Origin of the sequence: Tannerella sp. (assembly GCF_030528505.1) — a bacterium.
Classification (GTDB): Bacteria; Bacteroidota; Bacteroidia; order Bacteroidales; family Tannerellaceae; genus Tannerella.
The window spans coordinates 1-22,349 of sequence record NZ_JAUMYS010000034.1; the positions used below are offsets into that span (position 1 = coordinate 1).

At 50.6% G+C, this 22,349-nt stretch carries 20 protein-coding genes; 2 read left to right on the plus strand and 18 right to left on the minus strand.

The window, feature by feature from the left end:
* Positions 1 to 99: 99 nt before the first annotated feature.
* From Q4A89_RS06785 to Q4A89_RS06870, 18 genes are all read right to left on the minus strand, one after another.
* Complete coding sequence (locus Q4A89_RS06785; protein ID WP_303184482.1) at positions 100 to 474, minus strand: hypothetical protein; 375 nt, start codon at positions 472 to 474, stop codon at positions 100 to 102.
* A gap of 228 nt (positions 475 to 702) precedes the next feature.
* Complete coding sequence (locus tag Q4A89_RS06790; protein ID WP_303184483.1) at positions 703 to 2,772, minus strand: TlpA family protein disulfide reductase; 2,070 nt, start codon at positions 2,770 to 2,772, stop codon at positions 703 to 705.
* Positions 2,773 to 2,812: 40 nt separating this feature from the next.
* Positions 2,813 to 3,637: a peroxiredoxin gene (locus Q4A89_RS06795; RefSeq protein ID WP_303184484.1), complete on the minus strand. Its 825-nt coding sequence runs from the start codon at positions 3,635 to 3,637 to the stop codon at positions 2,813 to 2,815.
* Positions 3,638 to 3,803: 166 nt separating this feature from the next.
* Complete coding sequence (secG, locus tag Q4A89_RS06800) at positions 3,804 to 4,172, minus strand: preprotein translocase subunit SecG (RefSeq protein WP_303184485.1); 369 nt, start codon at positions 4,170 to 4,172, stop codon at positions 3,804 to 3,806.
* Positions 4,172 to 4,933 carry a hypothetical protein gene (locus tag Q4A89_RS06805; protein ID WP_303184486.1) on the minus strand — a complete coding sequence of 254 codons (762 nt, stop codon included), beginning with the start codon at positions 4,931 to 4,933 and terminating at the stop codon, positions 4,172 to 4,174. Before Q4A89_RS06805 ends, secG begins: the two co-directional genes overlap by 1 nt.
* Before the next feature lie 3 nt (positions 4,934 to 4,936).
* Positions 4,937 to 5,473: an LptE family protein gene (locus Q4A89_RS06810; protein WP_303184487.1), complete on the minus strand. Its 537-nt coding sequence runs from the start codon at positions 5,471 to 5,473 to the stop codon at positions 4,937 to 4,939.
* Positions 5,460 to 6,641 (minus strand): sigma-54-dependent Fis family transcriptional regulator, encoded by a 1,182-nt coding sequence (locus tag Q4A89_RS06815; protein WP_303184488.1) that lies wholly within the window; start codon positions 6,639 to 6,641, stop codon positions 5,460 to 5,462. Before Q4A89_RS06815 ends, Q4A89_RS06810 begins: the two co-directional genes overlap by 14 nt.
* A 113-nt stretch (positions 6,642 to 6,754) precedes the next feature.
* Positions 6,755 to 7,582, minus strand: coding sequence for a lysophospholipid acyltransferase family protein (locus Q4A89_RS06820; RefSeq protein ID WP_303184489.1), 828 nt, complete (start codon positions 7,580 to 7,582; stop codon positions 6,755 to 6,757).
* Positions 7,579 to 8,490, minus strand: a complete 912-nt coding sequence (locus Q4A89_RS06825) for a CDP-alcohol phosphatidyltransferase family protein (RefSeq protein ID WP_303184490.1) — start codon at positions 8,488 to 8,490, stop codon at positions 7,579 to 7,581. Before Q4A89_RS06825 ends, Q4A89_RS06820 begins: the two co-directional genes overlap by 4 nt.
* A gap of 3 nt (positions 8,491 to 8,493) precedes the next feature.
* The gene (locus tag Q4A89_RS06830; protein ID WP_303184491.1) at positions 8,494 to 9,222 is read right to left on the minus strand and encodes an SDR family NAD(P)-dependent oxidoreductase; all 729 of its coding nucleotides are present in this window, start codon (positions 9,220 to 9,222) and stop codon (positions 8,494 to 8,496) included.
* 2 nt (positions 9,223 to 9,224) lie between these two features.
* Positions 9,225 to 9,746, minus strand: a complete 522-nt coding sequence (locus tag Q4A89_RS06835; RefSeq protein WP_303184492.1) for an adenylyltransferase/cytidyltransferase family protein — start codon at positions 9,744 to 9,746, stop codon at positions 9,225 to 9,227.
* A 400-nt stretch (positions 9,747 to 10,146) separates the two neighbouring features.
* Complete coding sequence (gene pdxA / locus Q4A89_RS06840; protein ID WP_303184493.1) at positions 10,147 to 11,247, minus strand: 4-hydroxythreonine-4-phosphate dehydrogenase PdxA; 1,101 nt, start codon at positions 11,245 to 11,247, stop codon at positions 10,147 to 10,149.
* Positions 11,244 to 12,311: a DUF4837 family protein gene (locus Q4A89_RS06845; protein ID WP_303184494.1), complete on the minus strand. Its 1,068-nt coding sequence runs from the start codon at positions 12,309 to 12,311 to the stop codon at positions 11,244 to 11,246. Before Q4A89_RS06845 ends, pdxA begins: the two co-directional genes overlap by 4 nt.
* A gap of 79 nt (positions 12,312 to 12,390) precedes the next feature.
* Positions 12,391 to 13,437: a 23S rRNA (adenine(2503)-C(2))-methyltransferase RlmN gene (gene rlmN, locus Q4A89_RS06850; RefSeq protein WP_303184495.1), complete on the minus strand. Its 1,047-nt coding sequence runs from the start codon at positions 13,435 to 13,437 to the stop codon at positions 12,391 to 12,393.
* A gap of 123 nt (positions 13,438 to 13,560) precedes the next feature.
* The gene (locus Q4A89_RS06855) at positions 13,561 to 15,735 is read right to left on the minus strand and encodes a peptidylprolyl isomerase (protein ID WP_303184496.1); all 2,175 of its coding nucleotides are present in this window, start codon (positions 15,733 to 15,735) and stop codon (positions 13,561 to 13,563) included.
* 96 nt (positions 15,736 to 15,831) lie between these two features.
* Positions 15,832 to 16,452 carry an LPS export ABC transporter periplasmic protein LptC gene (gene lptC, locus Q4A89_RS06860; RefSeq protein ID WP_303184497.1) on the minus strand — a complete coding sequence of 207 codons (621 nt, stop codon included), beginning with the start codon at positions 16,450 to 16,452 and terminating at the stop codon, positions 15,832 to 15,834.
* Positions 16,453 to 16,461: 9 nt separating this feature from the next.
* Positions 16,462 to 17,829: a lipopolysaccharide assembly protein LapB gene (locus Q4A89_RS06865; protein WP_303184498.1), complete on the minus strand. Its 1,368-nt coding sequence runs from the start codon at positions 17,827 to 17,829 to the stop codon at positions 16,462 to 16,464.
* 56 nt (positions 17,830 to 17,885) lie between these two features.
* Positions 17,886 to 19,124 (minus strand): hypothetical protein, encoded by a 1,239-nt coding sequence (locus Q4A89_RS06870; RefSeq protein WP_303184499.1) that lies wholly within the window; start codon positions 19,122 to 19,124, stop codon positions 17,886 to 17,888.
* A 387-nt stretch (positions 19,125 to 19,511) separates the two neighbouring features.
* Between Q4A89_RS06870 and Q4A89_RS06875 the strand changes: the two genes are divergently transcribed.
* The gene (locus Q4A89_RS06875; protein ID WP_303184500.1) at positions 19,512 to 20,741 is read left to right on the plus strand and encodes a DUF4105 domain-containing protein; all 1,230 of its coding nucleotides are present in this window, start codon (positions 19,512 to 19,514) and stop codon (positions 20,739 to 20,741) included.
* Complete coding sequence (locus Q4A89_RS06880) at positions 20,738 to 22,324, plus strand: alkaline phosphatase family protein (RefSeq protein WP_303184501.1); 1,587 nt, start codon at positions 20,738 to 20,740, stop codon at positions 22,322 to 22,324. The genes Q4A89_RS06875 and Q4A89_RS06880 overlap by 4 nt, the downstream gene beginning before the upstream one ends.
* Positions 22,325 to 22,349 lie beyond the last annotated feature (25 nt).

Consider the following 22,349-nt stretch of genomic DNA (forward strand, 5'->3'; position numbering starts at 1 on the left):
AGTATAATTATTTTATTGATCAATAAAAAATTGTCTGTTTTTAAGGGACGACTATCTATCCGACGACGGAGAGCAGATATGCCGGTACTTCCTGTTTGGTTAAGACTCGTAGACTACGCGCCCTTCGCATACGATTCGGCGGAGAGGATGAGCTTTCGCCCACCCGCAACGGGTAAAAGTATATACCGCCTTCTTTCCAAGCAGAGCCGAGCGGAGGTCTTCTATCGAAAGATGGTCTTCTCCTCGATTGATGTATAGGCAGATACCGTTTTCCGAGTCTTGAAAAACAATGTCTTTCACTCCTCCCGAATAAATCTCGTCCATCACATATTCCTCGCATGTACTCTCGGTCGAGCTGACCGCAGCAATCCCAAGAGCAAACATTCCTACCACCACGAGCGAAACCAACGCGATCACAACCGTCAAGGTACGACCAAGCCCTCCCTTTTTCTTTTCTTCCGATTTTTTCTTCATGTTCATGACTCGTTTTTTAATTAGAAAACAGCTTTTTATATATTCTCGTGACAAAAATAAAAAAAGAAAACGAAAACCGGACTTGATATCAACAACTTTTTTATTGTGTCGGCGGTGTGTCATAACGGGCAAACTGCTTCGTTGCTTTTTACCCATTCTTACACACCTAAAGAGGGTGTGCCCAAACATTGCATTTTGACACACCCTCGAACATGAATATAAGGCGCGTTACTTTTCGAGCACTTTGAGCAGTTCGCTTTTAATAACCGCAGCCCCCGGGAAACCGGTCGTGTGGTAAGCATGATTACCCTCGCGGTCAATGATTACGTACGTCGGCACGCCCCTTGCGTTGAGACTTTTGCTCAGATAGTCCCACTGTGCCTTGTTGACGCGGTAATGCTGTCCCTTGATGTCGGCAATCATGTTCTTCCATGTCCCTTCGGGTGAATTTTCGCCGGCCAGATAGAGGAATACGACATCTTTATCGGCCAGTTGCGCCTTGACCGGTTCCATCTCCTTGTTGGCGATACGGCACGGGCCGCACCACGTCGCCCACACGTCTACGAGCACGACTTTTCCCTTAAACGGCTTGAGCATCTCGACGAAAAGCGTTTCGTCGGGGCTTTGAGGCACATCCAGAATCGTGAATCCTGTCTTGCGTTTGTTCTCTTCGATACGTGCCAGCAGGCGGGTGTTTTCGTCGGTAACCATCCGGGCGATAACCGGCGGCAACGTTTTCAGTTCGGCTTTCTGCTCGTCGGTAAGCGGCTCGAAATCCCTCAATCCGGCACTGATTTGCCGCGCACTGACGAGGTCGAGCAGGAAAGCCTTGTCGGTATTCCACATGTTCGCCAGATAACGGGGTCCCACATGTTCCTTGTTGTAAGCATCCACTAATTTTTTGTATTTCATATAAACTGCTTCGAGCGATTGTTGATCCTCGAATTTTTCTTTCTTTTCCTGCGCTTCGATATATGTTTTCAGGACATTGCGATCGTCAGGAGAGACTTTTTCATGTGCGACCAGATAACGCAACGCGTCGAGCAGGCCGAGATTTTCGGGAGAAGCATAGACAAGATTCTGAATTCCATACGAAACGTGAGGTACGAGCAGCAATTCGCTACGGTCGTACGGGAGCAGACGCAGATAGTCGTTGTAACCTTCGGGTTTGACCGCACGTGTATATTGTTTAGCAGCTTCCTGACGCGAGAGGTTATGCTTTTTGGCGTAAGCCTCTCTGAGCACAAAATCGGGATAGGCAAGTTTGCTTTGCACTTCGAACGCGGCCTCCGCTTTCAGTACGTTTTTAGCCAACGGACTAATGTCAAGCGCGTCGTTATGCGCGACGGTTTCTTCGTATTTCCGCATGACGTACTGTTTGTACGCGTGAATATCCATATCGAGAATAGAATCGATCTGCTGCTCTTCGACGGCATGCGAGATTCGGGAATCGTTCAGTTCGGTATTCAGTCCGGCCAGATAGCCGGCGTAATAGAACGGCTCCCCATACGATTTGCTATCCTTGAACAAACGTGAGCTGCGACGGTAGAGTTCCGGCAGATGAACCAATACCTTCGACTCTTTTCCGGGCGCTACCTTGATCGGAACCAGTCCGAATTTCGACAGCAAGTAGACGTGAACGGGCGAATGAAGGCGGAAAGACGTGCCGAAAGTTCCGTCGGGCGCGATCGGCATCGACAGCTCGACTTCATTTCCAACGAGCGGATCGGTGTATTGCAGTTTTATTTCTTCCGGAGCGGACATGTAGCCCAACAGCCGTCCGCTGATGCGTGCTTCGCCCTCTTCAAAGTCCGGCATGAAGTTTTCTTCCGGCTGATGTTTCCGCGCAAATTCTTCGGGGATGGGAGGCAGTTGCAAACGTGAGTTCACCAAATCTACGCCGTAGACTTTAAAGCAGCTCTCGCAGTCGCCTTCCATAAAATCGAACATCGGCGTGTTGAGCGGTAACGGCTCGAAAACAAGTTTGAACGACGCCTGTCCCGACTGCGGCATCCAAAAGAGCGAATCGAGCGTAATACCTTCGCCGTGACGGACCATGTACTTCTTGTCACCGACTTTCAAGTACGTCTCGGAAGCGATTTTGATCCAGTATCCCGGCCGATAAGTAGCTTCAACATCGAGCACGGTAGCCGTATCCGAAAGCGTAATCTTACTGAATTCGACCGAACGCGTATTGCCATACATCACCGGCGGACGTTCCACCGTCTTCGTTTGCGCCTGCATGCCGACCGCAACAAAGGCCGACACGAAAGCAATCATCATGTACATTCGTTTCATAAGATGAGATTGTTTTATTGATAAATATTTATGTTATGTATTATGGTTGCTGAAGTTTCAATTTGATATTGTTCAAATCTCGCGGATTGACTCCGATCGTTTTCAGCACGACCGTACCGGTCGGATCGATCACAAAAACAGTCGGTCGGGCTTGGGTGCCGTATATGATTTTGAACGGCGTATGATCCATTTTGAAATCGGACACAAGCGTAAAAGGAAGGTTCATCTTCTCCACGTAATCTTCCCGTAATTGCTCCAAACTGCTCGAAATGCAGTAAACGACAATCTCCAAGTCGTCACGCGAGGTAGACTCGTACAGCTGCTTCAACTCATTTCGTCCCTCTTCGCCCATGCAACCGAGCCCGTCATAGAGCAATACAATGTATTTGCCTTCGAGCGATGATAAGCGAAACGGCCGGCCGTCGGCAGCGGTAGCTTCGAAATCGGCATAGCGGGCTCCTTCTTCTATCTGCTGCGTATCCAAATGCATGCGGATACTTTTCCCATAAGGCGAAGTTTTTATTTCGTCAGGGAGACGGTTCCAAACAGCTTCGACAGTATCTTTCGGCAGATGGAGACGCACCCAAAACAGCCGTTGCAAACCACTCGGCACGGAAGCAAAACGCAAAGCCGCCTGCGCATTCCGTCGCTGCGCATCCTCCAGATTCTTCTCAAATTCATGTTTCAATGCTTCTTTCCGATCCGGTTCGCGCTTCATCAAGGCATAGATCGAATCGTTTTGCCGTTCATAGGCTTCCCAGATTTCTTTGTCCAGTTTCAGGTAATTTTCTTCCGTTATTTCCTGCGCTATACCAGCCGCAACAAAGACCGACAGAAGAACGATGATGATGTATATTCGTTTCATGGAAATGTTATGGATAAATGTAAAATAAGTTTGTCAGGGTTGATATTGGATAAGAAAGGTTGATCATACGAACGAGGCTGTCTGCAAAGTCCGGTGGGACTTTTCGGACAGCCTCGCTTATACGAAAAAAGTCAGCTATAAAGCGTTTCGTTACGCTTCTCCGCTCTTATTCGGCCGGTGTTTCGGGTTGTTGCTGTGCAGCATCCGGTTGTGCTGTTCCGAAGTTCGGTCCTACCGCATTGGGATCGACCATCACCGCATCGTTCACCTGCTGCTGAATTTCGGACTCCTGTTGCTGCATCGTCGACTCACCATGAGGAATAAACGACGTGATGACAATACTCAAGACAACGACTGTACCAGCCAGCCACCATGTCGCTTTTTCAAGGAAGTCCGTCGTTTTGCGAACGCCCATGATTTGATTCGACGAAGAAAATCCGGAAGCCAGCCCGCCTCCTTTTGAGTTTTGCACCAATACAATCAATATCAGGAATACGGATGCAATAAAAATCAAAATCGATAAAAATACGTACATTATATTTTTTGTTTAGAATGAATAATCAACTTCTCCAAAAATCGGATTTGGTCTGCAAAGTAAATATTTTTTTTCGGATATTTCAAACTTAAACTTTTAATAATCTCCAGCGCTTTCTCGTAGCGCTTCTGACGAATATAAACATGAGCCAGTGTTTCAGTAAAATACGAGTCATCCAAGGTATCGTGATCGGCTTCCGTCGCATGCTGTTGCTCAGGCTTTTCACCGTCTGCGGCATGGTCTTTCCCGACCTGTTCGGGCGTGAGTCTTCCGATGCGTTCGTTTCCGCTTTCAATAAAGGAGTCGATCAGGTCCTGATGGCGCAATTTGTTTTTCGGAGTAGCGGCATCGGTATCTTTGTCGGTTAGCCAACGCATATAATCCAACGAAGCGGACGGTTCAAAAAGAGGCTTCGACGATTCGGTTTCCGTCTCGTCCATCGGGTCCGATAAATACTCATCGACCGGAGAAGACTGCGTTGTCCCGTCTTTAGCTTCCACGGTTTGGGCGCGGGGCTGCTTCTCGTAACATGCCCCTTCGAGCCAAAGGAAAAGTTGCGTCCTGTCGGGGACACAAACGGCTCTTTTCTTCAGTTCAAGATTCAGGCGCAGGTCGTTCGTTGCCTGCAGGTTTTTGAGATAAAGCATCTGCACGGCATGAAAGTAGGGAAAATCTTCCGCGATCTGTTTGAGTTCGGGCAGCGTTTTCTCCGACAACATGGCCGGCGTCTCCATCAGTTGATATAATTCCGCACACGTCATGGCCTACCAGTTAGCTACCGTTGCATTATAAATCTGCGTAACCAAATCGTCGATAATCTCTTTACACAGTTCGTCCTGCACCTGATCGATGGTTTTCGTATTGTCGAAGTCGCGATACGACGAGAAGGACTGTTCAAATCCTTCCTCCGGCTTCACCTGATTGGCATAACGCACCCTGACGATAACCGTCAGACGCGTCAAGGTGGCGAACGACGCTCTTCCGTCGGGGGTATCTTTGACGGCCTGCGGCGTGAGTTCGTAACCCGTGATTTCGCCTTCCAAGTCGAGTGTTCCGTTTTCGCGCAGTACGCTCAACTTCGTCTGCCGTACGTACCGGTCTTTGAGTTCGTCGGTGAATTTCTGAGCCAAAGGACCGTAGACAAGCGGCGCCATATTGGGAAAATCCTTGATAGAGATGGATTTCACGACCGTATAATCGATCGATGTCCCGCTGAACTTGTAGGAGATCGAGCAGGCTTCGAGCGCGAGTAACGCCAAAAGCATCAAGAGGGTTGCGGTGACTTTCTTAATCCAAACCATATTCCTTAATTTTTCGGTACAGGGTACGTTCCGAGATTTTAAGCTCGGCCGCGGCATTTTTGCGGCGACCGTTATGTTTCTCCAATGCCCGGCGAATCATTTCTTTTTCCACGTCGTCGAGAGCGAGCAACTCTTCGACGGTTTCGGCTTCCTGAATGGGCGACGTATCGATGGGATGCGTCGTATAAGTCGGTGCATCGGGCTGTTCGACAGGCACGGCCATCTGGATGTTTCCGCCCATAATGTCGTGTACGAGTTTTTTCAGTTCGTTCACATCCTTCTTCATATCGAACAACACCTGATACAGAATCTCGCGTTCGGAATGAAAGAGTTTCTGGTCATCTTTCTGATGCGCCAGCACCGGCAGTTTTTGCATGTCGAGATTGGGAAGGTACTGACGCAGTTCGTCGGCCGTGATGGTGCGGTCGCGCTCGATGACGGAAATGCGCTCCGTCACATTCTTCAACTCTCTGACATTACCCGGCCAGCGGTAACTGAGCAGCAGGCGACGAGCATTTTCTTCGAGCTGAATGGCGGGCATCCGGTATTTCTCGGCACAGTCACTCGCAAATTTGCGGAACAGCAGCAAGATATCTTCGGGGCGATCGCGCAACGGAGGGATAACGATGGGCACGGTGTTGAGCCGGTAGTACAAATCTTCCCGAAAACGATGTTGCGCCACGGCCTCTGTCAGATTGACATTCGTTGCAGCCACGATGCGCACGTCGGTTTTCTGCACCTTCGACGAGCCGACTTTAATAAACTCGCCGCTTTCGAGCACCCGCAACAGACGCGCCTGCGTGGGGATGGGCAATTCGCCGACCTCGTCCAAGAAGATGGTGCCGCCGTCGGCCACTTCGAAATATCCTTTCCGGTCGGCCAACGCGCCCGTAAACGAGCCTTTTTCGTGTCCGAACAGTTCGGAATCGATCGTCCCTTCGGGGATGGCGCCGCAGTTAACGGCAATGTACTGCCCATGCTTGCGCGGACTGTTCTGATGAATAATCTGCGGAAAATTCTCCTTCCCTACCCCGCTCTCGCCGGTGATCAGCACGGAGAGGTCGGTCGGTGCCACCTGAAGCGCTACGTCAATCGCCCGGTTGAGTGCCGGGGTATTGCCGATGATGCCAAATCGTTGTTTGATTTGCTGTATACCTTCTGTCATCATGATGCTGTAATTTTTTCAGTTTGACCTGACAAAATTACCTTATTTTCGGGAGACGACCAAAAAAACATCCGAAAATCCCCGCATCGGCCGAGGCTGGCCAAACGGATAGGTATTTACGCTTTCTGACCGTACGTAGTACGATAGAGGAAATCGGCCAGCGCTTTATCATCGGTATAGCTCCGGATGGTTTCGGGCGCTATCGGTTGTCCGATATGTACGTCGAGCGTTTGGCCCTGTTTGTTGAATGCTTCGGTGGGTACGCGCAGAAGCCTGATTTTCCAACTGATTTGTCCGAGCCAATAGAAGAATTTCGAGTTCCGGCAATCGAAGTAGACGGGATACACCGGCACGCCGGCCTTCCGTATCAGGCGAATGACGTTGTGCGTCCACGGGAGGTCGCGAATCGTTCCGTCTTTGCTGCAGAACGACATGGCGCCGGCCGGGAAGAAGCCCATGGGATGACCGTTTTTGAGTCGTTCGAGCGAGGCACGCACGCCGTTGACATTGGCCGGATTCGTTTCCGTCTGTCCGCCCGTCCTCGGCGTAACGGCAATGAAATTGTCGGCCATTGCTCCGATTTTTTCCAAGATGCCGTTGACCATCACGCAGAAATCTTTCCGCCGCGAAGCGAAAAGATCAATCAGCACAATGCCGTCGAGCGATCCGATGGGGTGATTGGAAACGGTGATGAACGCGCCTTCGGGGAGTGTTTTCAGACGTTCGGGATGATGGACCTTGTATTTGACGTCCATCATGGGGTCGGCGAGTATGGCCGACGTAAATTCGGCTCCGCTCAGGTGGCTGTATCGGGCATGAATCGTATTGACTTTGCCGATGTTGAGCCATTTCATGAGTCGTTTACCGAAAAAAGCCGCCCATTTTTTTTTGAAAACGGGCGCAAACTGCTGTAGATCGTGTATGTCGAGTACTGTTTTTTTCATGCTTCCTCTTTTAGGATGGCGGCACACATACGCTCGTGTTTGCGGACGGATACGTAAAGAACACCATTTAAAACGATGATTTCATATGCAAAATAAATCCATACCAGCCCGCTCCACCGAACACTGAGAAGCATCACGGCGAAGAGCACGACGGTACGGCCGTTGAACGTCATCCAGTCGATGGTTCGTTTCATCAGCCGGCGACTTTGCTGGCGGAAACGCAGGCGAATGGGTTCGGGGATATTGTCTCCGTAACGGGCGTGCAAGGTGCGCAGCATCGCCTGCAAAGCGGGGGTCAGCCGTTCCTGCACCCAAGTGTATGAGCCGTATAAAACGTAAAAAAATTTGTTGACACGCTTCTTCATCTCCTTTCGTTGCGCCTTGACCTGCTCGGTACGCTGAAATTCTTTGCCTTTTTCTTTGCTGACGAAGTAGAGGTGAAGCGTTTTGTAATAATCGGTGATGCCGGCTTGGAGGAGATGCGACAGTCCGGCCGCGACGGCAGGCACGAAGAACCATGCCGTACCGTAGAGGTGCGTGAGCCGCAGGGCCAGTGCCACGTAAATAACGGTAAACCAAATATCGCCGGCTATGCCGTCGAGGATGCGTCCGATTTCGGATTTGATACCGGTCAGACGCGCCAATTGTCCGTCTACACAGTCGAGAATATTGGCAAAGACGAGCAGCAGGATGCCGAGGAGCGTATACGTGAGGTTATTCGTAAAATAGAACAACCATCCCGCGCCGGCTCCGACGAAGATGGAGAAGAACGTAATCATGTTCGGGGTGATTCCCGTAGGGCGGAGCATGCGGGCTATCCAAAAACCTATCGGACGGTAGAAGTACAAATCGACGATATTCTCCGTCTCGATCGATTTCAGCGATGCTTCATATTCTTTTTCACTCATTTTTTATCGATACGCATAGCCGCCGTCTGCAACGACCACCGAGCCATTCATATAACTATTTTCAATCAACATACGATAGATTTCGGCCACTTCGTCGGGGCGGCAGAAACGCCCCAGCGCCACTTTCGCCTCGATGTTGCGGCGAATCTCGGCCGGTTTGTTTTTTTGCCAGTCGGTATCGACAAAGCCGGGCGCTACGGCATTGACCCGAACGCCATACGGCGCGAGGAATTTGACGAGATTCTTCGTCAGCGCGTGAACGGCCGATTTGGTCACGCCATACGACAACGACGTGGCATGCGGTTCGACGCCCATCAACGAGCCGGTGAACACGACGGCCGCTCCGCGTTCGATACGTCGCACGATGCGTTGAAGGAGAAACACCGGAAAATGCACGTTGGCGAAGAATTGCCGTTCCCACTCGGCGAGGTTCATCTCTTCGAACGTGGCGCGATACGTCGTTCCGGCATTCAGCACAACGGCGTCGAGTTTCACGCCCGACTCATTCAGGCGGTGCTCGATGCGGTCGATCGATTCCTCTCGCGTGATGTCGGCTTGCAGCACATCGACCGTCACCGCATAGTCTTTGCACAGTGCGGCAGCGAGGCTTGCGGCCGCTGTTTCGTCCGACGCGTAGGTGAGCAGCAAATCATATCCTGCCTTGGCCAGACATACGGCCACCGCTTTCCCGATACCTTTTGTCCCGCCTGTTATCAGTGCCTGTTTTGCCATCGTCACTTTGTTTTTTTCGACGCGGCCTTCTTCGGCTTGGCTTCCTGCTCGTTCGGAGCAACCGCGTCCATCGTCTTTACCGATACGGGCTTGGCCTTGCGCTCGTCTTGCAGATGTTTTTCGTACGAGTCGTGAATCGTCTTACGCAACGAAGACGAGGAAACGCCCGTGCCGTAGGGGAAGTAAAAGACTTGCACGTCGGCATCTTTCAGATAGTCATATTTCCCGTACCAGTCGTCGCCCACCACAAAAGCGTCGATATTGAGTTTTTTGACAATCTCGGTATGATCGAGGGTATGTTGCGGGATGACGATATCGGGCGTTTTGAGCGCCTCGATAATCTGCATCCGTTCGTTGAACGGAATGATGGGCGGCGCCTTGTATGAAGAAACCAGCTCGTCCGTACTCACCCCGACAATCAGGATATCGCCCAGACTGCGTGCATAGTTGATCATGCGAAGATGATTGTAATGGAACATATCGAATGTTCCCGATGTATACACAATCGTTTTATTTTTGAACATAATTCCTTTAGCTTACTGGAAGGGCAAAGATACTGCTTTTTTTTCAATTTTTACAATTTACACCTTCCTTCGCACACTCAGGCGATGCGCATCGGCATGTTCAGGCAAATGGTGCGGCATTTTCGTCGCCGCGACAATGATTCTAATCAATCTGTGTGAAGATTTATCTCCCGCAAATTGTTTCTAATAAATCTGCGTGAAGATTTATTTCCCGCATCGATGTTACTGATCAATCTGCGTAGAGATTGATTCGCCCCAAGTCGCTTTTGTTAAAATTCCTGTAGCGATTGATTCCCCACAATTTGTTTGCGATAAATTCCTGTAACGATTGATTCGCCGCAGCGTTGTTTGCGATAAAACCGAACCGGAAACGTTCGCCCGATTCCGCACGAACGTCTCGTTACGATTCGTCCAAATCGTCTTTCGTGAGATCGAGTTTGACGTTATCGTGTCCACTTTTGTCTACATACTCTTTCTGCAGCGGATTGGCCGTCATCTCACGATACATCTCGCGCTGGCGGAAAATATCGATCGAGGCATAGACGGCATGGCGGAAAGAGGTTTCGGAGGCTTCGTTGCGACCGGCAATGTCGTAGGCTGTTCCATGATCGGGCGAGGTGCGGACAATGGGTAAGCCGGCCGTATAGTTCACGCCGTTGTCCATGGCCAGCGTCTTGAACGGAGCCAGTCCCTGATCGTGATACATGGCCAGCACTCCGTCGAAAAGCTGATACATCTTCGAACCGAAGAAGCCGTCGGCCGGATAAGGCCCGAACGACATGACGCCTTTCTTCTCGGCTTCGTTGATGGCCGGCGCGATGACCGTCTCCTCCTCGTGCCCGAGCAAACCGGCCTCGCCGGCGTGCGGATTGAGCGCCAGCACGGCAATGCGCGGACGGATAATGCCGAAGTCCTGCTTGAGCGAGGTGTTGAAGAGCACGAGCTTGCGGACAATCGCTTCCTGCGTAAGGCTGTCCTTTATTTCGGTCACCGGCACATGTCCCGTCACCAACGCCACGCGCAGGTTGTCGTTCATCAAAATCATGAGCGAGCGATGCAGCCCGTTTTCGCCGAAGCACTCTTCGAGGTACTCCGTATGACCGGGAAAGCGGAAGCCTTCGCATTGTATGTTGTGCTTGTTGATCGGCGCCGTCACGAGCGTATCGATCGTGCCGCGTTTGAGGTCTTCGACAGCCGCCTCAAGCGATTTGAAGGCTGCCTGACCGCCCTCGGCGGTCGATTCGCCGGGGGTAGCCGCCAGTTCGGGAGGCACGCAGTTGATGATATTCAGCTTACCTTCCACCGCGTCCTGAGGTTTTTGAATGACCTTAAACGTCAACGGTTCGATGCCCAACGTTTTCTGATACGCAAGCGCGATTTTGAGCGAGCCGTAAATCACCGGTGTGCAAAGTTCCATCATCCGGTCTTCGGCGAATGTTTTCAGGATGATTTCGTAGCCGACGCCGTTGATGTCGCCGTGCGTAATGCCGACCTTAATCATTCTCCCTCCCCCTTCATTGTCTGTTGTTCGCGCTGCGTATTTTCATTCATGTCGCCGACCGTGTCGAGCGGTTTGTCGAACTCGCCCGGCAGCCGCAACGTGTGGAGCGAGGCTTCGAGCCGGCGGATGTAATTGCGCTTATCCGTTTCGGGCGCATACACAAATCCTTCGGCTACCACGATGCGGTTGTTCGTTTCGTCGAGCCGCGCATAGCTGACGAACGGGCCGCCCATCATGTCGCCTTCCATTTTCCACAAGCCGCGCAACACGCCGCAATATTTGCCTTGCAGTTTTTTGGCTTCGTACGAGAGTCCGAAAGGAACCGTCGTCATGTGAGAATTCGGGAACGCACCGGGGATATTCGCACCGAGAATCGAATCGCGCATGGCTGCGAGATATTCTTTCGAGAACGTGTTGGCATCGGTGTACGGGAAGGTATAGACGACGACATCCATACGGCCGGTATTGGCATTATTCGATGCCCAGTAAAAATCGGTCGTATCTTTGTCGGACGTAATGTCGGAAGGTACATTGAGCATCACATCGAACTTGGTTTTGACCTTATCCATCACGCGCGAACTGTATGTTTCCTGCATCACCTGGGCCATGCGCGCCATCTCCAACCGGGTGAAATAATCGGTCAGTACGCCTTGATGCAACTTCAGATAGTCAACCAGCATCATTTCGTTCGGAGCCGTGAAATACACGATGGTCTGTCCCGATGCCCAACGGTCTTTTTCGCTACGCAACGAGAGTCTCGTGTATTTTCCTCCGTCTATATCGACAATTAAGATGTTGCGGACATACGTCATCAGACCGTTAAAATCTTCGGGGCTGGTATACGTAATCCGCATGGTGGGTTCGGGCTGCGGAAGGCCGAGTATAGGCTGGCGCAGTTCTTCTTTCAGCACTGCTCCGAGCGTGTCATTCCAGTTCGCAGGCGGGGTAACGACCACCACTTCGTACGGCATACCGGTTGCCGTCACAACGGACGGGGTTGAATGGCAGGCGCCGAGTAACGCCAACAGAAGTCCCGCCATGAGAGTTAAAATCGGAGTTTTCATCGTGTATAAAAATTTTGTTTACAAACGTACATAAAAAATTTGATTGTATAACCCGTATGCCCGATAAAATTTTGCTTTTCTACAAGTGTTTATCGTTTTTCTCGTCGTTCAAACGGGCGGTCGACAACATCCCGCAAGCCGCGAAAATATCTTCTCCGCGCGAAGCACGAATCGTACAGACGATACCTTTCGCGTTGAGGGCATCGCGAAACTGCTCCATCTTGGCCGGCGCACAGCTTTTGAGCGGCACCGAAGGGATGGCGTGAAAACGAATCAGGTTCACGCGGCACGGAATGCCTTTGAGCAATGCCGCCAACGCTTTGACATGCCTCGGCGTGTCGTTCAGTCCTTCGAAGAGGATGTATTCGAACGAGACGCGCCGCTGGTGTGCAAAATCATACTGCCGCAACAACCCGATCAGATCGATGAGCGAATACGCCTTTTCGACCGGCATCAACGACAGACGCTCTTCGGGAAAAGGCGAATGGAGGCTGATGGCCAGATGGCAGGTGCTTTCGTCGAGAAAACGACGCAAGCCTTTCGGCACCCCGACGGTCGAGACCGTGATTCGTTTCGGACTCCAGCCGTAACCGTACGGCTCGGTCAGGATTTCAAGCACGTTGAACAGTTCGTTCGCATTGTCGAACGGCTCGCCCATCCCCATAAAGACGACGTTCGTGAGCTTGTCTGCTTCGGGTACCGAACGAATCTGATTCAGGATTTCGTTCGCCGTCAAGTTGGCCGAGAACCCCTGCTTGCCCGTCATGCAAAACAGGCAGCCCATCTTACACCCTACTTGTGACGAGACGCACAGCGTCGCCCGGTTTTCAGCGGGAATAAAGACCGACTCGACGGCACGTGCCTTACCGGCGGTAAAAAGGTATTTGACCGTCCCGTCTATCGAACGTACCGATTCCGCGGGCGATACGGCTCCCACCTCGTAGTGCGTTTCGAGCAATTGCCGTTTCGCCACGGCGATGTTCGTCATCTCTGCGATGGTTCCGATTCGTTTCCGATACAGCCAGTCGGCCATCTGTCCGGCGGCGTAAGCCGGCAGCCCGACTTCGGTAGCCACTTCGCGCAGTTGTGCGAGGGTCATCCCCAACAAACGTTTTTTTGCTTCCATTGCATCCTCCTTCTCGTTCTCATCCTGAACGGTTGCGTCTCACCTATTCGTATAGACCTTAAGAGGGTGCGCCAAAACTTTTCGTTCTGACACACCCTCCTTTATGATTCGTGCCCAAAGGGCTTATTCGAAACGAATCCGATTGTCCTTCACCTCGGCTTCTTCCATCAGTTTCTGGATAGCGAAGTAGCCCACACGCGGCCCCATGTTTTCTTCCAGCGAACGCATCTGCTCCTTTTCGTCGTACGTCACGTTCTCTTTCGTGCGATTATACACCTTGAAGACGTACACGCCATTGTTTCCGGCCACCGGACCAGCCAATTCGTTCTGTGCGGCATACGTTACGCCCGCGTTCAGCACAGGTTCCATACCGATACCCGAAATACGCGGCGTGTTCATCGTGATGTATTTCACCGTGTCGATACGCGAACCCATCGCCTGCGCATAGGCATCGAGCGAAGTCAGATTTTTTGTCTTCAGTTCGTTGACGATTCTTTCGCCTTTCTTCTGCGCCAACAATTCCATGCGAATCATCGGAGCCACCGACTGCATCGGCTGATACCCTTCTTCCAGCACATCGCGAAGCACGGCTACCACGTAAGTCGTTTGATAACCGTCCGTATTCGACAGTCTCGACTTGCATTCCTTGATATCCGAAACGGCGCCTTTCTTTTCGTTCTCAAAAGCCCAGCGAACTACCTGACGGGCGTCCTGAATGCCGCCGAGGTGATGTTCTTCGGTCGTTACCGTTACATTCTGAACCAGCTCGTAATTGCTCTCCTTCACGGCTTCCGTTATTTTATCGGCCGTATTGTTTTTCGCCACGAAGCTGTTCAGGTCGTTGAACATCTGGCTGTATGTCTTATTGCTCGGCGCAACGTCCATATACACATACCCGACCTTGTATTTCGGTACGCTGGCCGTACGCTCCGTAACCTTCATCAGGTGATAACCGTTCTGCGTCTTGACCATCACCGGCTGATTCAGAGAAGCCGAAAAAGCCTCGCGCTGAAATTCGGCGCCGATGTTGCTCTGCGCAATGGCAGCCTCGGTAAGCCATCCCAAGTCAGCTCCCGTTTCGGCCGCTCCGAACGACGAATATTTCTTGGCCAGCTCGTCCATGTCGGCTCCGCCTTTGAGGAGCGTCATCAAACTGTCGGCCAAACGAGTCAGCTCATCCGTTACAACACCCTGCGACGCCAGAAAAATATCGCTGACCTTCACCGAATCCGGAGCCGTCTTTTTATCGACCAATTTATATACGCGATAGCTGTCGTCTTTAAAGACCGGGCCTTCTACGGCGCCGATTTCGGCCGTCACAACGAAACGTTTCAAATCTTCATCCCGCATATCTTTTTCCGACACGAAGAAATCCATGTACGGGTTTCTGGAATATCTGGAAACGATATGTTCAATACTGTCGGTCGCCACGAGTTGACTTCTTACATCTTCGATTTCCTTGCTCACCTGATCATAGTCGTCCTGACTCGGACGAACGTTAACGGCAATATAGTCGATGACTCTCGCTGCTTTTTGCTTGTACTGCTCCTTGCGACGATTATAAATCTTCCGGATTTCGGAATCGTCGACTTTTACCGTCGAATCGGGAATCGAAGCGTACGATTGCATGGCATATACGATATCCGAGCTTTCGGTTGTTCCCTCATACGCGTCTTTCGCATCGAGCGGATTGGCCACAATCGCTTTAGAAAGCAGGTTCGTATATTTTTCCTGCATCCGCTGCATCTTCATGCTGCGTTCCCAGAACAACCAGAAGTCGCGCATGCGTAATACTTCTTCGCGTTGCGCTTCGGGCACGGCCTCTATGTTTTCAAGCGTTTTGAGTACGCTCAATGCACGCGCCTTGCTGAACTGCTGCGTCTGAGGGTCTATAAACAAAGGATTCTGCTGAACAATCTGCGGCACATGCTCTCCCTGAATCATGTCGAACAGTTCGTCCGAAGTCACATCGATACCGATTTTGTCCAATACGTCTTTCATCACAATTTCGTGTACCAGCGAACTGTAAACGCTCTGGCGAAGCTGTGTGGTCTGATCTTCCGTAAGAGAAGGAAGGCCATACTGCAACTTATACACTTCGGTCATCTCTTCCACACGCTGCTGGTAGTCCTGATAATCGACCGGAGTGCCGTCTACCGTCACCACCTGATTTTGTGATTGCCGGAAATACGTTGATCCGGAATTCAAAAAGTCCTCTACAATAAATCCGAGCAAAGCAAGCCCCACTACGATAACAAGAAGCGGAGCATGACCTCTAATTTTTTCTAAGGTAGCCATCTATTTTCTATGTTTTTAATTTATTTATCCTTTATTTAGGGGCACAAAGGTACAAAAAAAAAGAAATGACCCAATTATTTCCTTCTTTTTTTATTTTTACGGCGAAAGCGGCGGTTCCGATTGCGTCGAATCCGCCTTGTTTGTTTCTAAGGGAATCTCCGCCCCTGCCTTGAAAATTCGATATTGTGTAAGGGTCAGGTTGGATTCGAAACCCATCCCGGTGTTCACAAAATCGCCTTTGGTAATGCGGATAAAACGATCGGAATGAATTTTCTTTCCTTGCTCGTCCCAAAACAAAAGCTCGGTTTCGAACTGCTCGCCTTCAAAATTTTTGACCCGCACATTCCCCGACAGCTTCCAAAGTTCTTTCTGTTTATAATAGTAAGCCGTATCGGCATCGACACTCGCCTCGACCCGAAAGAGCGAATCGTATTTTTCCAGATGTACTTTCTCCGGAAAGAACCAGTACGGTTCCTCCGCTTCGTCGAACATCAGCCAGGCTGCGGTCACGACTTTATAGCGGGTAATCCCCGAATCGGACACCATCGTCACGATTTGAGTCGCCTTCATCGTGTACGAACTGTCCGGATCGAACCCGACATCTACGATTTCTTTCTTCTCTCCTCCGCACGAAACGAGGGCGCATAAAAGAGGCATAGCAATCACTCCGAAGAGGATTGCTATGCGAGATTTCCTGTTTGAGCGCGAATGCGTCATTCCGTGTGCTTATCTTACTGTCGTCTGCTCACCGATCCAGCCTCCGATCGTGAAGCTTTGCCCCTTATTCAGGTCGGGGTGCATGAACACTTCTTCCGTCGTGGGGAAGTAAGAACTGTAAGTTGCGATCAGCGATGCGGCTTCACTGGCTACGGACGAATCGACCGAGCGAGCCTTCTGAAACTTGTCTACGGCAGCATAATACACGCATTTCTTCTTCACCGCATCGTCGGGGAAGATGCTGGAAGCCGTCAGAGCATACGCCTTACCGATCATGATGTACGCCTTTCCGTTGTTCGGATTCACGCTCAACGTCTTGTTGCAGTAGTTACGCATCTTCTGATACGACCGTTGCTCAAAAGCGATGGCAGCCAGCGTAAAGTATACGTTTTCCTTCATTTCGTCATCCGTTGCCATCTCGGCCGCTTCGGTAAAATAGCGCTCGGCAGCGTCATAATCTTTCTTTTTCACGGACTGTTTACCCATTCCCCATGCGATCTCCGCTGTTTTTTCCTTCTGATATGCATATTCGGAAGCGGCAAAATAAGCGTCGATTTCCTGACATCCGGCTCTTCTCATGAGCGTAATCGTTTCTTTGAGGAAATCGAGATTATCCTTGTTGGCTTCGATCTGATCGGCATAGATACTCTGCAACGTCTCGCAATCGGCAGCTCCACTGCCCGAAAAGCCTTTTTCTACGCCAACCTTCATGGCAGTCAGGTTATCGACCAGCTTCTGGTTGCCGGCAGCCTGAGCGGCCTTGATCTGCGTATCAAAGATCGACGAACATTTGAGAAAGTCCTGAACAAATTTTGCCTTATGTCCGGCTTCGTCTTTCTCCATCATTTTATGTGAAGCAAACATGTACTGGGACACAACCAGTTCGTCCGTCTTCTCCTTGTATTCATCTATCACCTGTCCGAGCCAGCCGTAGACCATCGGGATGTCGGCCTTGTCGCCCTTGAGGCGCAGGTAATCCTGTGTTTTGCGACCAATAATCCAGTCCTTGCCGTATCTGCGGTCGTTGCCGAAATATTGAATACGCTTATCGTACACCGCCATCAGGTCGTTGATGAGCGCGTCTCGCTTGGTCGCGTCTTTTTCCTGCTCGATCTGCCAGTTCACGATACGAACCCCGTAGAGGTAAATATCTTTGGTCGCAGCCGGACATTCTTCGTACGCAATCTTCCACGACGGATAAGCATCCTGATAATTGTTTACCTTGGCATAAGGAACAAACAGGCTGATATTCGTCAGGCAGCGAATGCTGTCTTCGCCCGAACCATACCTTGTTCCATTATCCACTCCTTTCTGTGCATGGGCACCTGCTACTGCCGCCCAAAGACCGGCGACAACTAAAAGTCCTTTCATTTTCATCTCTATACTGCTTTTTTTATGTTCAACAAATCAAGAAACCACAATTCTCTATTTATTTAATCCACCTTACGTTTAAAGAACCAATATTCATTAAATGTATAGCTGACCGTAAACCGGAGATACTGCTCGTTAATGAGTGCTTTGCTGTCCGGGGATATTTTTACGTATTCGAACGAGGCATTGATAAACGAGCGGTTGTCCAACATGGGGAAACCTACCCCCAATGTCGCTCCGTATTCCTTATAACTGCTTCCGTTCACGTTCAGATACGAATTGCTGTAATGCAATCCGGCACGGTAACGGATGCGGTTCAGATACGAACGGGTGAAGTGATTCGGGATATACTCTCCTCCGAGAGCGACGCGCAGACGATCTTTAAAATCGTCGTTGCGGTTGAAGAACTTTGCACCCGACCATTCCTGATAAGCAACATCGGCAGCCAGTATCATTTTATAATCTTTAGTGTAGGAGAGACCCAAGCCGTACGAATTGGGGATATCGAAACCCTGATTGCGCAATGTATCCCCCTCTATTGTCCGTTCGAAATATTCGGAATTGCTGACTATATTGTAAGCTGTCGTTTTCAGGCGACGCTTCGGCGAATAAGCCAATCCGAACGTCAACCGGTCGGTTTTCGTCAACGGATGGGTATATTGCATTCCCAAATCATATTTCAAATTATGTACAACCACTTTATTCAACCGATACAGCGGGACATTCAGATTCGTTGAACTCTGATGGTTAATATTTCCGAACATATAGCTTACGTTCGCTCCGACAGAAAGACGCTTCTTCCATATTTCAACAGACAATCCTCCGTACACTTCGTTTAATCCGCCCCTACCGGAAAATACGTCCGTATAGCCGTCCCGGCCTTGGCTCGGAGCCATATAATCATATCCGACAGACGAATAGGGAAGAATACCAAAACTCATTGCCACACGGTTATGGAGGGGAAACTGCATGGCAGCATATTCAAAATTTCCGTTCAAATCGTTTTGTTTGCGTTGTCCGTCATCGAGCCATGACATTTGCGCGGTAGCTCCCACATCGAAGAGAAACGTAAGCGAATCCATGCTCGTATACGAAGCGGGATTCATCGGGTTAATCTGTTTCGAAGAGCGCAGCCCGTAGCCTATCCCTCCCATGGAGCGGCCGGCTCCGAACGAGCGGTCGGACAGCATGCCATACCCGTAGCGCGTATAGGGTGAACGCGTGCTGTTTTGTCCAAACAGCGACATACTTAAGCTGACAAGGATGACAAAAATCAGCCCTGATCTACTATTTTTCAACATTATATTATATTATTCGATTTGATCCGATACATATTATATTTGAAGTTGCAAAGATGGAATTTTTCAGGCGTCTTTCAAAATAAAACCTCTCTCCGCCCGTTAAAAAAACAAAAACAGCAGATTCTCTCTGTTTCAATCCATCTTTTTTTCGCGGATATACGTATGATTTTTTAATCGTTTCATCAAGACAAATACGAAGGATCAAACAAGATCGCAATAGCGATGTTTCGTTCGGATAGCTTTCGACGGCCAACCGACACCATCTGTTTCCGTTAAAAAGAATTATCTTTGCGAACTCTATGACGTGTGATACCTCGCATCAGCCATCCGGAACGAGTCGGTAGCAATGCTTTTTATCACCTTGTCACGAACAAAGAGAAGAAAAATATGCTGAAAAGAAAACGAAACCTGCGTGGCGGAAAAGGGCTGCTGGCAGGCTGTTTGCTCTCCATCGCCCTTACCCTCAGCGGACAGACAGCCGAATCAGGCAATCAGCTCCGTGTCAGTCTGCTGACGTGCTCGCCCAGCGACGACGCAGCATACACGCTCTACGGTCACACAGCCATACGCATTCAGGAAACGCTCGAAACGGAAAGTTTTATCCGTACGTCGGATTATGTCTTCAACTACGGCATCTTCGATTTTTCCAAGCCTAACTTTTTGTATCGCTTTGCGCGTGGTGAAACGGACTACATACTCGGCGTCATGGATTTCGAGAGTTATCTGAACGAATACCGGATGCGCGGCAGCGAAGTGTGCGAACAGGTGCTCAACCTCGACTCGACCGAGCGAGCAGCGCTACTCCAAGCGCTCACCACGAACGCGCTCCCCGAAAATCGGGTGTACCGGTATAATTTTTTCTTCGACAACTGCGCCACCCGTCCGGCGGTGATGATCGAGCAGGCTGTTCGAGGAAAGATCGCCTACGCCGAACGTCCGGGCGAAGAGTCATTTCGCGACATGATTAATTATTGTACGCGCAATCACCCATGGAACACCTTCGGCTGTGATCTCGCGCTCGGCAGCCCGACCGACCGTACCATGACGCTGCGCGAGTCTTTTTTTATTCCCGCGCGACTGAAAGAAGCGTTTGCAGAGGCATGGATCATCCGTCCCGACGGTTCGAAACATCGGCTCGTCTCAGACACTCAAATCTTGACGGAAGAAGTGGAAGACGAACCGGAAAAAACGTTCTTTACACCACTCGTATGCAGCCTGATCTTCTTCGTTATTGTCGCATTACTGACCCTTATCGAAACCCGCCAAAAGACTTATTTCCGCTGGCTCGACGTCGGATTATTTTTTGTTGCCGGAGCAGCCGGCTGCGTACTGTTTTTCCTCAGCTTCCTCTCGGTGCATCCCTGCATGTGGCCGAATAGTTCGCTCGGCTGGTTGCATCCGTTCCATTGGGTGGGAGCCGTCCTGATGGCCGTAAAAAAACCTAACAAAGCCGCATATTGTTATCATTTTATTAACTTTGCGGCGCTTTGCGCAGTGCCGGTCGGATGGATTCTCCTCCCGCAGCATCTGAACATCGCTTTTATTCCGTTGATGCTAAGCTTAATGTTACGCTCCGGAAAATACTTGATAAGAAGAAAGACAAAACAGTTCGAATGATAAAATTCATTTCCTCTCTGATTGCGATTCTGGCGGTAGGTAACCTTCAGGCGCAACAGCGTACTCCGAAGTTGGTCGTTTACATCACGGTCGACCAGCTGCGCGGCGATTATATCGAATATTTTTACAACACCTTCGGCGAACGCGGATTCAAACGCCTTTTCAACGAAGGCGCCGTATATCATAACGTCCGCTTCGGATTCAGCAACGTCGATCAGGCAACGGCTTTCGCCACCCTCTTCACGGGCGCTTATCCTTCCACGCACGGCATCACCGGCAGCCGGATCTTCGATTTCGAAAAATCGAAAGAAGTATCGCCGCTCCACGATCCCGATTTCCTCGGCAACTATACGCGTGACCATTACTCGCCCAAGAAACTGCTGGCGGCCACGATCGGCGACGAGCTGAAAATCGCTTCGAAAGGACGGAGCGAAGTCTATGCCATCGCCCCCGATGCCGAGAGCGCGATCCTCTCGGCCGGGCATGCTGCCAACGGCGCTTTCTGGCTCGACAATTACAACGGCAAGTGGGCTACCACGACTTACTACAAAGGCGTACCGTGGTATGTGGAAAAATATAACAACGGAAGCGAATCGCTGCCGGCACGGTTAAGCACGCTGGTATGGCAACCGTCGTTGCCGGTCGCCAAATACGACGCGCTGCCTTACGTACAGGAAAACGCGGCCTTCCAGCATACGTTCAAAGCGAATACGGTAGGATGTTATCCCGACTTGAAAACTTCGCCTTACGGTAATAAGGAAGTAAACAGGCTCGCCGCTCAGTTCCTCGAATACGGGGCATTCGGGACACGCCCCACACCGGACATGTTGTCTCTCACGTTCTACGCCGGAAATTTCCGCGATATCCCCGGCAAAGAGTATAACCGCGAGATTCAGGACACGTATCATCAGTTGGACAAAGACCTCGAACAATTGCTCGACCTGCTCGACAAAAAGGTCGGACTCTCGCATACGCTCGTCGTACTTTCGGGCACCGGCTATTTCAAGAGCGAAGAAACGCTCCCCGACGGGCTGAGGCTTGCCGGCGGAGAATTTCACCCGAAACGTTGCATGGCGCTGCTGAACATGTATCTGATGGCTATCTACGGTCAGAAGAACTGGATCGACGGTTTTTACAACAATCAGATTTACCTCAATCGGAAAACGATCGAAGACGCCAAAATCGATCCGGCCGAATTTGAAAACAAGGCGGCGGAATTTCTGCGCGAGTTCAGCGGTGTGGAACGCGTCACGACCGACATGGCCCTGCGTTCGGGCACGTGGAATGAGGAGATGGCCGATTTTCATCGCGGGACGTATCACACGGGACGCGGCAATCTGCTGATCTCGCTGAAACCGGGCTGGCGAATCCATCACGAAGACAACCCGAACGAGAAGCCCCGCATCATCCGGAACAACGCGGTACCGATGCCGGCGATCTTCTTCGGATGCGGCATCAAACCGAAACATATTTACAGGGAAATCAAAGCGACGGAAATCGCTCCGACCGTTACCCACGTACTCCGTATTCGTCCACCGAATGCATGCGACGAATATCCGCTTCCCGAAATCCGACAACAGTAAAGGTTCGTTTTTCGGCTTTCACACC